We start from the raw sequence: 14,435 nt of genomic DNA on the forward strand, positions 1-14,435 counted from the left end.
CAGGCATGCTCATCCCCGTTTTATAAGGAGTGACATAGATGAACTTTTCAATTTTAACGGAAAACTTCGATATGTATATGGACGGTTTCCTGCACACATTGCTTGCGAGCTTCATCGCGCTGGCAGGCAGCTTTGCGCTGGGCGTTCTGATCGCAGTCATGAGAATCACGGCTTTCAAACCCCTTCAATGGATCGGCACTGCGTATGTGGAATTTATCCGGAACATCCCGCTTCTCCTCATCACATTCGTTTTTTATTTCGGACTTCCGAACGCCGGGCTGAGACTGGACGGCTTTCAGGCGGGAACAATTGCGCTTACGATTTACACGTCCGCCTTTATCGCAGAAGCCATCAGAGCCGGAATTCAGACTGTCCCCAATGGGCAGATGGAAGCGGCCAGATCGTCAGGCTTCACCTACAGTCAGGCGATGAGATATATCATTCTTCCTCAGGCCGTAAAAATCGTCATTCCCCCGCTCGGAAACCAATTTCTCAACCTTGTCAAAAACTCATCAATACTCGGAGTGGTGGCGGGACTCGATTTGATGTATCAGGCGGATCTCGTGTCCTCGAGCACTCTTGTCGTGTTTGATGTCTATATTTTCGTCGCGCTTTTTTATTTGATATTAACGATCCCGCTCAGCATCGGGGTTCACTATTTGGAAAGACGTCTCGGAAAGAGTTATTAGAGAAGGAGAGTGAAAAACATGGATTTTAGCGGCGCCTATACACCTGACCATCTGCTGTTTTTATGGGACGGCTTTTTGGTCACACTTTATGTTGCGCTGATCTCCATTGTCCTGAGTTTTATTTTCGGGCTTGCCGCCGGCACTTTGCGCTATGCGAACATTCCTATCGTCTCGGGCATTATAGCGGCCATTGTGGAAACCATCCGCAACCTGCCGCTGTTATTAATCATTTTCTTTACGTTTTTTGCCCTTCCGGAAATCGGGATCAAACTGGAAATTACCGCGGCCGCCATCACGGCGCTGACGATTTTTGAATCGGCCATGCTGTCAGAAATCATCAGAAGCGGTTTGCAATCCGTTGACAAAGGACAGATTGAAGCGGCGCGTTCTTCAGGACTGACGTACACGCAGACTCTTTTTCTCGTCGTCATGCCGCAGGCGCTCAGGCGTATGGTTCCTCCGATTGTGAGCCAGTTTATCTCCTTATTAAAGGATACGTCACTTGCGGTCGTCATCGCTCTGCCCGAACTGATTCATAACGCGCAGATTTTAAACGGACAAAGCGCTGACGGGGGGTATTTTTTCCCGATCTTTCTGCTGGCGGCCCTGATGTATTTCGCGGTTAATTACAGCCTGTCTCTCGCAGCCAGACGGCTGGAAGCGAGACAAACGTAAAAAGGATACTTCCGGAGAAGTATCCTTTTTTCTGCTTAAAACATTTTCATGACTCGTCTTCTCATCCGTTTCATACCTTTTTTATTCAGCATATCGGACTGAGAAGCCATACGATACATAACGGCTCCAGCTCCTAAAGCCAACAGAGAGGTCATTGTTCTGCCCATCGCGCGTATCTCCTTTCAACTTTAAAAATTGATACTGCGTTCGTCTTCAGAAAACAAATCATCAAGACTGCTTAACGTGCCGTCTTCCTCTACTTGATGTGTCGCAATTTTGCCTTTGGCCACCGTCAGCTCAATGAAGCAGCCCCAGCAATAGTATTGGTTTACGCCGATTTTGCCGATATCTTTACTTTTGCAGTTCGGACATACAAGCACAGACTACACCTCTTATCCGTTCAGGACGATGCCTTCTTTCCCCGCTTCAATAGGCGTATCGGCGGCGCGGCGCACTTGGCGTCTGCCAGCCAGATCTGAAAAGAAGCCGTCCGAGAGTTCATATGCTACGATTATGCCCCTGTCCAAACAAAAGTATACATCTTCCAGCAAACCGAACATTTCACCATCAGGCGATTTCACCGGCTGCATTTTAATCTGTTCAAAGGTGAAACAGCTCTTCGGCAAAGGCTGCAAATGAGCATGACCGGCAGCTACGGCTTCTTGATCCATCTCTTTTATATCACTTGCCCCTAAAAAAAGATGGCGGTTGTGAAACAAGCGTTTCTGCTCCAGCACGAAACCGAGAAACCGGCCGTCCAGAGAGAAACATACATCCGATATCATTCCGAGACTGCGCCCGGTGTTTTCGTCATATACTGTTCGTCCTTCAGCTGCATGGCATGTTCTCAAAGTGTGATCAACCACCTTTTGTTGAACACGTATAGGTTTTGCCAAGAAGCCGGGCAGCATACTTTGAAATGACTTCCACAGGCGAAAACCCGGCGCATAAACATACGCCGGGTTTTATTTACGCTTTTTCTTCCATAAAGTCAAAAGGCGTGATGCCTTCCATTCCGATGTTCGCATCATATACACTGAACGGCAGCTCTTTTTGCAGGGCGGCCAGTTCTGCATCCATCTCTTCAGTCTGCTCTGTGAGCCTGTTTTTAAGCGATGTCTGTCTGACGGTGGCATCATTGTTTTTGACGCCCCATTCAAGCGCTTCTTCTTCTCCGCAAAGAATCAGGAATTTTTTCGCTCTTGTAATGGCGGTATAAAGCAGATTTCTCCTGAGCATTCGATAGTAGCCTTTGACGACAGGCAGGACGACAATCGGGAATTCGCTTCCCTGCGACTTATGGATGGAACAGCAGTACGCGTGGGTAAACTGGCTGAAATCCTTTTTCGTAAAGGTGATTTCGTTGCCGTCAAACGAGACAACGACCATGTCTTCTTTTTCCGTATTTTCTTTGGCATAAAAAATGGACACGATTTCGCCGATATCGCCGTTAAACACATTGTTTTCCGGCTGGTTGACAAGCTGCAATATTTTATCGCCCGTCCTGTAGACGACATCCCCGAATTTCAGCTCCCGCCTTTTTTCTTTAGGCGGATTCATGATGTCCTGAAGAAGCATGTTCAGCTCGTTAATTCCCGCTTTTCCCCTGTACATCGGGGCAAGCACTTGAATATCTCTGGAGGTATACCCCTTTTTTAACGCGTTCGAGACGACCTGGTCCACGACTTCTCTAATCTGTGAAGAATTACAGCGGATAAATGAGCGGTCCTTTGTCGGCGCAGTCAGCCCCTTTGGAAGCAGTCCTTTTTTCATATCATGGGCAAGTTCCACAATGGATGATCCTTCAGCCTGACGGTAAATATCTGTCAGGCGTACGGTCGGCAGCACCTCAGAAGCCAAAAGGTCTCTGAGCACCTGCCCCGGTCCTACTGAAGGAAGCTGGTCTTCATCACCGACTATAATGAGCTGAATGTGCTTAGGAAGCGCCTTAAACAAATGGCTGGCGAGCCAAATATCAAGCATACTCGCTTCGTCTATAATGATCAGTTTTCCTTCAATCGGCTGATCTTCATTATAGGTAAAGCCTTCAGCGCCATTCCAGCCAAGCAGCCTGTGAATCGTAACAGCCGGCAGACCCGTAGATTCGCTCATTCGTTTTGCGGCTCTTCCGGTCGGCGCGGCAAGCAGCACCGGAAACGCCTCGTCTTTTTTATAATCACCGGGGTCAAGGGATACGCCGTGCAGTTCACTGTATAATTCCACGATTCCTTTAATAACGGTCGTTTTCCCCGTGCCCGGTCCCCCGGTCAGTAAAAGCATCGGCGAGGACAGCGCTTTTTGAATGGCATCCTTTTGGCTTGGTGCGTATTGAACATTCATCCGTTCTTCCAGTTCACCGAGTGCAAGCAGAAATTCCGATTCAGGAAACTGATCGGCATACTCCGTCTGGGCCGCAATGTCGAGCACGCGTTTTGCGACGTTTTGTTCCGCATAAAACAAGGACGGAAAATAGCAGCGCTCTCCTTCGATGACGATATCCTTACTCTCCCCGAGGGCGATGATGCCGTCAGCCGCATCCATTTCCGTGACGCGGCCGCCTTCAGCTGACTGATTCAGAAGCGTTTGCGTATTGATAATCAGCTGCTTTGTCTCTATGTACGTATGGCCCTCTGAAAGACAGGTCGATTCAATCGTATATAAGATTGCCGCTTTGATCCGCTCCGGGTGGTTTCCTGACAGACCCATTTTTCCGCCCAGCTCGTCAGCTTTCACAAAGCCGATGCCTTCAACGTCTTTTACAAGCTGATAAGGATTTTCCTGAATTTTCTCCAAGGTTTCCGTTTCGTAGGCCTGATATATTTTCATGGATAGCTGGGGCCCGAAACCGTATTGGTTCAGAGAGATCATAATCTGCTCAAGACCCTGATGCCGCTGCAGCTCTCCCGCCAGTTTGTCCGCTTTCTTTTTTGACATTTTCGGCACATCATAAAGCACCGATGCATCAGCCAGAATTTTATTGAGCGCGCCGTCTCCAAGCTTTTTGACGATTTCTTCCGCCGTTTTTTTTCCGATTCCTTCAAACAGATCACTTGATAAATAGTGAATGATCCCTTCTTTTGTGGTCGGAATTTCTTTTTTAAAGTGTTCAGCCTGAAATTGCAGGCCGAACTTAGGATGCGTGGCGGTTTTTCCGTAAAATGTGTAGGTCTCATCTTCTTGCAGCAGAGGGAAGTAGCCCGTTACGGATACGACCTTGTCTTCGATCGCCTCAGACGTTTCTGCAACCTTGACTTTCAGCACTGTATACAGGTTGGTGTCATTATGATAAATGACCGTATGAATGACGCCTTTTACATACGGCTGTTCTTCGATGTTCAGCTGATCCACGAGCCTTCCCTCCTTTTGTTATGACTGGGTGATAAGCTGTTTCGCATGAAGCGCAAGCATATGATCAGGCTGTATGCCGATTGCGCCTTCCAGCATCTCAAGCGCCTTTTCACGATTTTCTTTGTATGCGTAAGCGACCCCGGCATTATAAAATGCGTCCGCGTGGCCCGGATCCTGCTCGATCACCGTCTCAAACTGCGCAAGAGCTTCATCCAGCATTTCTTCATTTGCGAGACACATTCCGAACTGGAAGCGCGCTTCCGTGTCATTTTCGTTTAATTCAACGGCACGCTGCAAATACGGCAGTGCAAGCTTCGGCCGCTCTAATTTAACGAGAACGGTCCCCAGCATATAAAACAAATCTCCGTTTTCCATTCCGGAGCGAAGCGCTTTTTCAAACATATCCTTCGCTTCGGAAAACGATTCTTTCATCACATATACGTTTCCCGCACCGTAATAAGCGGCTGCCGCCGAATTGTCCAATTCAAGCGCTCTGTTATAGAATGCAAGCGCCCGTTCGAGTTCGTTCACAGAAGAAAGCAGATTTGCGAAGTTGATGTACGGCACCGGGTCTTGGCCGTTTTCCTCAATCGCTTTCGTAAAAGCCTCTGCCGCTTTTTCAAAATCGCCCTCCTGCATAGCGTCAATCCCGATTTTATTATAATCCATTTTTAACTTCCTTTCGCTAAAAAACCCCAACATGCGAGTTGAGGTTTTTTACATGTGTTATACGTACCACAGTTTTGTTCCGTCTTTATAAACGTCATCTATCGTTCCGCCGCCGAGGCACTCTTCTCCGTCATAAAAAACGACGGCTTGTCCCGGCGTAACGGCGCGTACCTGCCCGTCAAAAATGATTTCCGCTTCATCATCACCCGTCATTTTCACCGTTACTTTGTGATCTTCCTGACGGTAGCGGAATTTCGCCGTGCATGTCATTTCGCCGCTGTCCATCAGACCGGGACGCGTCCAGCTGACATTTGTCGCCGTGATCTTATCGGAATACAGAAGCGGATTATGGAATCCTTGATCAACATACAGAATGTTTTTTTCAAGATCTTTACCGACGGCGAACCACGGCTCGCCGCTTCCGCCGATTCCAAGACCGTGGCGCTGTCCGATTGTATAATACATCAGACCGTCATGACGCCCTTTTATTTCTCCGTCCATTGTCATCATATCGCCCGGCTGAGCGGGGAGATATTGGCTGAGAAACGTTTTGAAGTTGCGTTCGCCGATAAAGCAGATTCCCGTGCTGTCTTTTTTCGCAGCTGTCGCAAGTTCCGCTTCTTTGGCGATTTCCCGCACGCGGCTTTTTTGCAGATCACCGATCGGGAACATGACTTTGCTGAGCTGTTCCTGATTGAGCTGATTCAGAAAATAAGTCTGGTCCTTGTTTTCATCCAGACCGCGGAGCATGCGCACTGTACCTGCGCTTCTGTCCACGCGGGCGTAATGGCCCGTCGCAAGATAATCCGCGCCGAGTGACAGAGCATGATCCAAGAAAGCCTTAAACTTAATTTCTTTATTGCACATGACATCCGGATTGGGGGTTCTTCCGGCTTTATATTCATCAAGGAAATATTGAAATACCTTCTCCCAATATTGCTTCTCAAAATTGACGGCATAATACGGAATTCCGATCTGGTTGCAGACCCGGATGACGTCTTCATAATCTTCCGTTGCCGTGCAAAAACCGTTTTCGTCCGTATCATCCCAGTTTTTCATAAAGATTCCGATTACATCGTAGCCCTGCTCCTTCAGCAGAAGGGCCGCCACGGAAGAGTCCACGCCGCCGGACATGCCGACTACGACTCTTGTATCCTCCGGCCGTTTTTCCATTTGCATTCACTCCATTAAAAACGTAAGTCCGCCGTTTTAAGCAAGCCGTTTAACGACGGCGGCAAGCTTTTCGGCGGCTGTTTCGATTTGTTCCGCCGTATTGCCGAGGCCGAAGCTGAGGCGGATTGACGAAGTCAGCCTGCCGCTCTCACTTCCGAACATGGCCGTAAGCACATGGGACGGAAGAACGGATCCCGCTGTACAAGCAGATCCGCTGGATACGGCAATGCCTTCCATGTCAAGATTGACCAGCAGCGCTTCCACCGGCACACCGGGAAAGTAAAGGTTTAAAATATGAGGCAGGCATTTCTCGGCATCTCCGTTCACCTCCGCTGTGACGCCGGCTTCTTCCAGCGTGCTCATGATGATGTTCTTAAACTCCTTATACTTCGCTGTTTTCTCTTCCCTCTCACGGTTTGAAAGGACGACCGCTTCTTTTAAGCCGGCGATGCCCGGTACATTTTCCGTCCCCGCGCGGCGCTTTCGTTCCTGCTCTCCCCCAAGAAGAATCGGTGACAGCTTCACCTCTTGATTTACATATAAAAAGCCTGTCCCTTTAGGCCCGTTAAGCTTGTGACCGGAAACAGACAGCATGTCAATTCTGCTTTTTTTCACATCAATCGGCATATAACCGAATGCCTGAACGGCATCTGTGTGAAAATAGGCCTGGTGCCCGCTTAACAGCTCTCCGATTTCGTCAATCGGCTGAATGGTTCCGACTTCGTTATTGCCATACATGACGGTAACAAGGATTGTATCATCACGGAGCGCTTCTTTCACCTGATTTGCACTGATCCGTCCTGAAGGGCCGGGGATGAGGTATGTCACCTCAAAGCCGTCTTCTTCCAGCTTTTCGCAGGCGTGCAATACAGCATGATGCTCAACAGCGGTCGTAATGATATGCTTTCCTTCATTCTTCCGGGCGGCAGCCGTTCCGAAAATCGCTAAATTATCAGCCTCCGTGCCGCCGCTTGTGAAAATAATTTCCTGTTCTTTCGCACTGATTTGGCGCGCGATGTCCGCTCTCGCTTCATCGACCCATTTCCGGGATTCTCTCCCGAATGAATGAATGCTTGACGGGTTGCCGAAACTGCCGAAGAAATGGGGCTTCATTTCTTCGAGCACACGTTCATCCATCGGGGAAGTCGCGGCATGATCTAAATAAATCCGTTCCATTGTCTTTACACCTCTGGTTTAAATATAGAACATATAAGCTTCCTGCTCGCCGTCCGTGTAGCTCGCAAGGTCTTCTAACGTCGTGCTGTCCAGCACGTCTTTTACAGCGTCGCGGATGCGGATCCATAACTCCCGCTTGGCAGGCTCTTCATCCTCAAGCACTTCTACCGGGCTGATCGGCCCTTCCAGCACTCTGATAATATCTCCGGCCGTTATCTCTTCAGGCTGGCCCCCGAGCACGTAACCCCCGTAAGCGCCTCTGATGCTTTTTACGAGTCCGGCGTTTCTGAGCGGTGATACAAGCTGTTCCAAGTAATGCTCAGAAAGGCTGTTTGTTTGGGCGATGCTTTTGAGCGACGTCGGACCGTCTCCATGCTTTTTCGCCAATTCAATCATAATGGTGAGCCCGTATCTTCCCTTTGTCGATATTTTCAATATGAACACCCCAGTCAATTCTAATTGTTAATTTATACAAGTAAATGGATATGAATAATCTGTTTAGTATCTTATAGACCAACTGTTATTATAACATAACTTATCCTAATTTTCATTGAAACACGGGGCCCGCCGCAATTCGCTTTTCTAATCGGCCGTTTTCCGTTACCCTGTATATGTAAGGAGAGATGTTCATGAAACCATTGGCGTATCGGATGCGGCCTGCCAATATCGAAGACATTATCGGCCAGGAACATTTGGTCAAAGAAGATAAAATCATCGGCAGAATGGTGCGTGCGAAGCACTTATCATCCATGATCCTGTACGGACCGCCGGGCATCGGAAAAACGTCCATCGCCACAGCGATCGCAGGATCGACAAGCATCGCATTCAGGAAATTGAATGCCGTCATTCATAATAAAAAAGACATGGAGATTGTCGTACAGGAAGCGAAAATGTCAGGTCAGGTCATTTTAATCCTTGATGAAGTGCACAGGCTTGATAAGGGAAAGCAGGATTTTCTGCTGCCCTATTTAGAAAACGGCATGATTATTTTAATCGGCGCGACGACCGCCAATCCTTATCATGCCATTAACCCGGCCATCAGAAGCCGAACCCAGATATTTGAGCTTGAACCGTTAACACCCGATCTGATCAAGCAGGCATTGAAAAGAGCGCTCACAGATGAACACCGGGGACTCGGTTCCTACAGCGTTTCGGTGGACGACGACGCGATGGATCATTTCGCACAAGGATGCGGAGGAGACGTCCGCTCCGCTTTGAACGCACTGGAGCTTGCCGTGCTCTCCACAAAGGAATCAAGCGACGGCACGATCCGGATTACACGGGAAACGGCGGAGGAATGTCTGCAGAAAAAAAGCTATACCCATGATAAAAACGGCGATGCGCATTATGACGTATTATCCGCGTTCCAAAAATCGATCCGGGGCTCGGACGCAAACGCCGCCCTTCATTATCTGGCCCGTCTGATCGAAGCCGGAGACCTTGAAAGCATATCAAGAAGACTTCTCGTGATCGCCTATGAAGATATCGGCCTCGCAAGCCCGCAGGCAGGCCCCCGGGTGCTGAGCGCGATTCAGACCGCAGAACGGATCGGCTTTCCCGAAGCGAGAATTCCGCTGGCCAATGCGGTAATCGAATTATGCCTCTCGCCAAAATCAAACTCCGCCATCTCAGCCGTTGATGAGGCGCTCAAAGACATCAGGACTGGTAAAATCGGCGATGTGCCGAAACATTTAAAAGACGCTCACTATAAAGGGGCCCAAGAGCTCGGACGCGGGATCGGCTATCAATATCCTCACGATTTCGAGAACGGATGGGTCGAACAGCAATATTTGCCCGATCCGTTAAAAAACAAGCAATACTATAAACCGAAACAAACGGGGAAATTTGAAGCCGCCATAAAGCAAGTGTATGAAAAACTGATGAAGCAGAAAAAATAACCGGACAAGATCTTTCGTGTAAACGGCGGATTCAAATAAAAAAACAGCCTTTCCTGAAGAAGGCTGTTTTTCTTTTTACTTATCTTTAACCCGTTTAATGTCGATGTCCTTTAAGAGCTCCATGACAACATGTCCGCCCATAATCAGACCGGCCACTGACGGAACCCAGGCGTTGGAAGACGGCGGCATTTGCGCTTTGCGGATTTTCGCTTCATCATTCCCGACTTCTTTTCTGACGTCTTCACGGATGACGATCGGGCTTTCATCAGAAAAAATGACCTGTACGCCTTTTTTAATGCCCTCTTTGCGAAGTCTTGTGCGGACGACTTTGGCAATCGGATCAGTATGGGTTTTTGAAATATCAGCAATCTGAAAGCGTGTCGGGTCTGTTTTATTCGCCGCTCCCATGCTTGAAATCAGCGGAACATTCCGTTTCAGACATTCTTTCATCAGATGAATTTTATAATGAATCGTATCCGACGCGTCAATGACGTAATCAAGCGGATACTCAAAGAACTGCTCATACGTCTCTTCTGTATAAAACATTTTTAAGGCGACGACGTCACAATCCGGATTAATATCAGCGATCCGCTCTTTCATCAATTCTGTTTTCGGCTGTCCCACCGTCGACAATAGCGCATGCAGCTGGCGGTTTACATTTGTAATGTCAACATCATCTTTATCGACAAGCACGATCCGCCCCACTCCGGACCTCGCCAATGCTTCGGCTGCGAATGAACCGACTCCGCCGACGCCGAGAACGGCAACCGTGCTGTTTCTTAACGTGTCCAGCCCTTCTTTTCCAATCGCTAGCTCATTTCTGGAAAACTGATGTAACAAGAACCTCACTCCACATTCTGGTTTTAGCGCACAAAAAATAAAGTCCCAATTGTGCCGTTGCAGCTTTCCTTCGTTTTGAACCCGCTCTCAGCAGGTGGGTGCCCTTTTTTAAATCTTGTAAGTCCTCTTTAGCGAATGAAAAGAGGCATGTACGCCATTTAAAAATGCGGGCTCCCAAATCAAAAAAATGTTCGGTCAAAACTAGGTGTACAACTAACACATCAGGACTTTATTTAACTTGTCAAAATCATATCACAGCAGATTTTGATTTTCAAGAAACAAACTGCCGATCTTTACTGTTTCACTTTTCTTTTGACAGAAAGATGAAGTTCTTCAAGCTGGGCGTCGCTCACTTCGCCGGGCGCTTCCGTAAGAAGGCAGCTTGCGCTTGCCGTTTTCGGGAAAGCGATCGTATCTCTTAAGTTAGTGCGGCCTGCAAGAAGCATAACCAACCGGTCTAAGCCGAGCGCGATTCCGCCGTGCGGAGGGGCGCCGTATTCAAAGGCTTCAAGAAGGTATCCGAACTCCTCCTCCGCTTCTTCTTTTGTAAAGCCGAGAAGCCCGAACATTTTTTCCTGAACGTCTTTTTCAAAAATACGGATTGAGCCTCCGCCGAGTTCATAGCCGTTTAAGACAAGGTCGTAAGCCTGCGCTTTCATATCTTCAGGCGCCGTTTCAATCAGGTCAAGATCTTCACGGACAGGCATTGTAAACGGATGGTGAGCCGCATAGAAACGGCCTTCTTCCTCGTCATGCTCCAGTAACGGCCAGTCCACAACCCACAGGAAGTTGAAGAGGCTTTCGTCAATCAGGCCGCGTTCTTTGCCTAGTTTTAAGCGAAGCGCGCCGAGGGATTGAGCCACAACCTCAAACTTATCAGCGCCGAACAGGAGCAGATCGCCTTCAGAAGCATTAAGCGCTTCAGCCAGTTTTGCCTGCTTCTCTTCATCAAAGAATTTCGCAATCGGGCCTTTTACGCCGTCAGCTTCAACTTTCACCCAAGCGAGACCTTTCGCGCCGTAATTTCCGGCAAAAACGCCGAGCGCATCGATATCTTTTCTGGAATAGTCGCCGGCAGCGCCTTTGACATTGATCGCTTTTACAACGCCGCCGTTTGCCACGGCTGATGAGAACACCTTAAATTCAGTATCTTTCACTATGTCTGACACGTCCGTCAGCAGCATGCCGAAGCGGGTATCGGGTTTGTCGGAACCGTAGCTGTTCATCGCTTCTTCATATGTCATTCGCGGAAGCGGCAGCGGTACTTCAACACCTTTTGTTTCAAGCATGACTTTCGCCATCATCTCTTCCGCCAGAGCCATGATGTCCTCTTGACTCATAAAGGACATTTCAATATCAATCTGCGTAAATTCCGGCTGGCGGTCGGCACGCAAGTCTTCATCGCGGAAGCAGCGGGCCACTTGATAATACCGTTCAAAGCCCGACACCATCAGAAGCTGTTTAAAAATCTGCGGCGATTGCGGAAGGGCGTAAAATTCCCCTTCATGCACCCGGCTCGGCACTAAGTAATCACGGGCGCCTTCGGGAGAACTTTTTGTTAAAATCGGTGTTTCAATATCAAGAAATCCGTTTTCATCCAAGAAATGGCGGATGGATTTTGTGACTTGATGGCGCATTTGCAATGTTTGAAACATCGCCGGGCGGCGCAAATCCAAATAGCGGTGTTTTAACCGGACGTCTTCAGAAACGTCAGCCGCCTGGTCACTGATCGGAAACGGAGGCGTTTTCGCCGTACTGAGCACCGTCACCGCTTCAGCTTTGATTTCAATTTTACCGGTTTTCAGGTTGGGATTCACCGTGCCTTCTTCACGGGCAGAAACCGTGCCTTCGATATCAAGCACATATTCGTTTCTGATTGCTTCCGCTGCGGCAAGGGCTTCCTTCGATACGTCAGGGTTGAACACGACTTGCACAATACCCGAGCGGTCCCGCAAATCAATGAAAATCAAGCCGCCGAGATCGCGCCGTTTCTGTACCCACCCTTTCAGTTTGACGGTTTCGCCAATCGCTTTTTCAGTTATCTCGCCACAATAATATGTTCTTCCAAACATAGCGTTCCTCTCCTTCACTGCTTTTGATCTGCCTTTAACACTTGTATCAGCTCGTCTAACACCACTTCACGCTGCTCTCCTGTTTCCGCATCTTTTACATTGATTTTATTTTGAGCAAGCTCATCTTCCCCTAAAATCGCAATAAAACGTGCGCCGAGACGGTCAGCCGTTTTGAATTGGCCCTTCATCTTTTTATTTTCATAATCGATTTCACTTGAGATGCCCGCTTCTCTCAGTTTGTACACAAGGGAAACGGAATAATCCTTCGCTTTTTCTCCGAGCGTCACGATGTAGCAATCAATCCCCTGATTGACGGGAAGCTCTGTTTTCTCAGCGTCAATGGCTGCCAGCAGACGTTCGATGCTCATCGCAAATCCGATACCCGGCGCTTCAGGTCCGCCGATCTGTTCAACAAGCCCGTCATAGCGGCCCCCGCCGGCAAGGGTTGTAATCGCTCCGAATCCTTCGGCATTGCTCATAATTTCAAAAGCGGTATGGTTATAATAATCAAGCCCTCTGACAAGGTTCGGATCTATTTCGAACGGGATGCCAAGACCGTTTAAGTATTGTTTTACCATCTCAAAATAAGCGGCTGATTCTTCATTTAAGTAATCAAGAATGGACGGAGCCGTTTTCATCAGTTCATGCTCTCTGTCTTTCTTGCAGTCAAGAATTCTGAGCGGATTTGTGTGCAGGCGCGACTGGCAGTCTGAGCAAAACTCTCCGATGCGCGGTTCAAAATGTTTGACGAGCGCTTCCCGGTAGGATTTGCGGCTCTCCTGGTCACCAAGGCTGTTCAGCACAAGCTTGACATGTTTCAAACCGGCTTTACGGTAAATACTCATCGCAAGCGCAATGACTTCTGCATCCACGGCCGGATCTTTGGAGCCGATCGCTTCAATTCCGAATTGATAGAATTGGCGGAAACGCCCTGTCTGCGGACGTTCGTAACGGAACATCGGTCCGACATAATAAAGCTTCGTCGGCTGCACCGGGTTCGCAAATAATTTATTTTCATTGAACGCGCGGACTGCGGCGGCTGTTCCTTCCGGCCGAAGCGTCAGGCTTCTCCCTTTACGGTCTTCAAACGTGTACATTTCTTTCTGCACGATATCTGTAGACTCACCGACGCCTCTTGCGAATAATTCCGTATGCTCGAAGATCGGCGTGCGGATTTCTTTATATTGATAAGTGCGGCACGTCTCCCTCATAATTTGTTCGACGAACTGCCATCTGTCTGATTCACCCGGCAGTATGTCCTGTGTGCCTCTTGGAATGTGATATGCCATGTTACAGGCCTCCTTAATGTCTTTCTTCAAATAAAAAAACTCCCGCTCCTACTATACATGTATAGTAGGGACGAGAGTTATACCCGTGGTGCCACCCTAGTTGGAATGCCGAAGCATCCCCGCTCTGACCTTTAACGCAGGTTCACGTCCGCTGCCTAATGACTTGCAAAAGCGTTCAGCAGGGAACCTCCGGAGTGTTGTTTCGAGAAAGATGCAGTGCGGATCCGCTTTCAGCCCGGGACGGTTCCTCTCTTCTCCATGCATTCTGACCTACTCTTCTCCATTATCGGTTCAAAATCGTTATCATGACTTATGTACATCAATTTCTATTATAATAATGGGATTGCACTCCCCTGTCAAGTTTTATTCCGTCTGTTTTTCCTTGCGACCGCTTCTTTCGATAAGAGACCGAACTCCGTCGACGTCTCTTCTAGAAAACCCGCCTTTTCTCTATCGCTCTGATCACTGAAGTGCAGATTTCCTTCCGCATCGTGCAGCGCGCGTCCCATTTTTGGTTGATATTTCATGATTTGCACACCTTTTCGCTGTATTTATGACTAGTATAAACAAACCATTTTATTTTTATTTAACATTCAGCAAGGAAAA

The 14,435-nt window shown here is 48.4% G+C and carries 15 protein-coding genes, 1 other RNA gene and 1 other annotated feature; of the genes, 3 read left to right on the top strand and 13 right to left on the bottom strand.

The window, feature by feature from the left end; translation table 11 throughout:
• Positions 1-38 precede the first annotated feature (38 nt).
• Together VP472_RS12740 and VP472_RS12745 are read left to right on the top strand one after the other, a co-directional pair.
• Positions 39-689, top strand: a complete 651-nt coding sequence (locus VP472_RS12740; protein WP_146277231.1) for an amino acid ABC transporter permease — start codon at positions 39-41, stop codon at positions 687-689.
• An 18-nt stretch (positions 690-707) separates the two neighbouring features.
• Complete coding sequence (locus tag VP472_RS12745; RefSeq protein WP_025649673.1) at positions 708-1,364, top strand: amino acid ABC transporter permease; 657 nt, start codon at positions 708-710, stop codon at positions 1,362-1,364.
• Positions 1,365-1,399: 35 nt separating this feature from the next.
• Here the strand turns inward: VP472_RS12745 and VP472_RS12750 are convergent, their stop codons facing one another.
• The 8 genes from VP472_RS12750 to cymR form a co-directional block, all read right to left on the bottom strand.
• Positions 1,400-1,531 carry a YrzQ family protein gene (locus VP472_RS12750; RefSeq protein WP_003152741.1) on the bottom strand — a complete coding sequence of 44 codons (132 nt, stop codon included), beginning with the start codon at positions 1,529-1,531 and terminating at the stop codon, positions 1,400-1,402.
• A gap of 21 nt (positions 1,532-1,552) precedes the next feature.
• Positions 1,553-1,744 carry a hypothetical protein gene (locus tag VP472_RS12755; RefSeq protein ID WP_003152738.1) on the bottom strand — a complete coding sequence of 64 codons (192 nt, stop codon included), beginning with the start codon at positions 1,742-1,744 and terminating at the stop codon, positions 1,553-1,555.
• 12 nt (positions 1,745-1,756) lie between these two features.
• Complete coding sequence (locus tag VP472_RS12760) at positions 1,757-2,215, bottom strand: PRC-barrel domain-containing protein (RefSeq protein WP_146277233.1); 459 nt, start codon at positions 2,213-2,215, stop codon at positions 1,757-1,759.
• Between the two features lie 118 nt (positions 2,216-2,333).
• Complete coding sequence (gene recD2 / locus VP472_RS12765; protein WP_146277235.1) at positions 2,334-4,712, bottom strand: SF1B family DNA helicase RecD2; 2,379 nt, start codon at positions 4,710-4,712, stop codon at positions 2,334-2,336.
• Between the two features lie 18 nt (positions 4,713-4,730).
• On the bottom strand, positions 4,731-5,351 hold the full coding sequence (locus VP472_RS12770) for a tetratricopeptide repeat protein (protein WP_088005508.1): 621 nt from the start codon (positions 5,349-5,351) through the stop codon (positions 4,731-4,733).
• 87 nt (positions 5,352-5,438) lie between these two features.
• Positions 5,439-6,554, bottom strand: a complete 1,116-nt coding sequence (mnmA, locus tag VP472_RS12775) for a tRNA 2-thiouridine(34) synthase MnmA (RefSeq protein WP_058906210.1) — start codon at positions 6,552-6,554, stop codon at positions 5,439-5,441.
• A gap of 36 nt (positions 6,555-6,590) precedes the next feature.
• Entirely contained in the window at positions 6,591-7,730 is a 1,140-nt protein-coding gene (locus VP472_RS12780) for a cysteine desulfurase family protein (RefSeq protein ID WP_058906211.1), read from the bottom strand.
• An 18-nt stretch (positions 7,731-7,748) separates the two neighbouring features.
• On the bottom strand, positions 7,749-8,165 hold the full coding sequence (gene cymR / locus VP472_RS12785; RefSeq protein WP_003152730.1) for a cysteine metabolism transcriptional regulator CymR: 417 nt from the start codon (positions 8,163-8,165) through the stop codon (positions 7,749-7,751).
• Between the two features lie 194 nt (positions 8,166-8,359).
• On the opposite strand from cymR, the gene VP472_RS12790 reads away from it, so the two are divergent.
• Positions 8,360-9,628, top strand: a complete 1,269-nt coding sequence (locus tag VP472_RS12790) for a replication-associated recombination protein A (RefSeq protein ID WP_003152729.1) — start codon at positions 8,360-8,362, stop codon at positions 9,626-9,628.
• A gap of 75 nt (positions 9,629-9,703) precedes the next feature.
• Here VP472_RS12790 and VP472_RS12795 read toward each other — a convergent pair whose 3' ends face one another.
• The 5 genes from VP472_RS12795 to VP472_RS12815 form a co-directional block, all read right to left on the bottom strand.
• Positions 9,704-10,468 carry a tRNA threonylcarbamoyladenosine dehydratase gene (locus tag VP472_RS12795; RefSeq protein ID WP_102421633.1) on the bottom strand — a complete coding sequence of 255 codons (765 nt, stop codon included), beginning with the start codon at positions 10,466-10,468 and terminating at the stop codon, positions 9,704-9,706.
• Between the two features lie 38 nt (positions 10,469-10,506).
• Positions 10,507-10,699: non-coding RNA, 6S RNA (gene ssrS, locus VP472_RS12800), on the bottom strand.
• A 62-nt stretch (positions 10,700-10,761) separates the two neighbouring features.
• Positions 10,762-12,540, bottom strand: coding sequence for an aspartate--tRNA ligase (aspS, locus tag VP472_RS12805; RefSeq protein ID WP_060674699.1), 1,779 nt, complete (start codon positions 12,538-12,540; stop codon positions 10,762-10,764).
• Positions 12,541-12,554: 14 nt separating this feature from the next.
• Positions 12,555-13,829: a histidine--tRNA ligase gene (gene hisS / locus VP472_RS12810; protein ID WP_146277237.1), complete on the bottom strand. Its 1,275-nt coding sequence runs from the start codon at positions 13,827-13,829 to the stop codon at positions 12,555-12,557.
• 63 nt (positions 13,830-13,892) lie between these two features.
• Positions 13,893-14,125: a binding site (T-box leader), on the bottom strand.
• A 60-nt stretch (positions 14,126-14,185) separates the two neighbouring features.
• Positions 14,186-14,356, bottom strand: coding sequence for a YrzK family protein (locus tag VP472_RS12815; RefSeq protein ID WP_094247699.1), 171 nt, complete (start codon positions 14,354-14,356; stop codon positions 14,186-14,188).
• Between the last annotated feature and the right edge of the window lie 79 nt (positions 14,357-14,435).

Origin of the sequence: Bacillus sp. MT(2024) (genome assembly GCF_036362845.1) — a bacterium.
GTDB lineage: Bacteria > Bacillota > Bacilli > Bacillales > Bacillaceae > Bacillus > Bacillus velezensis.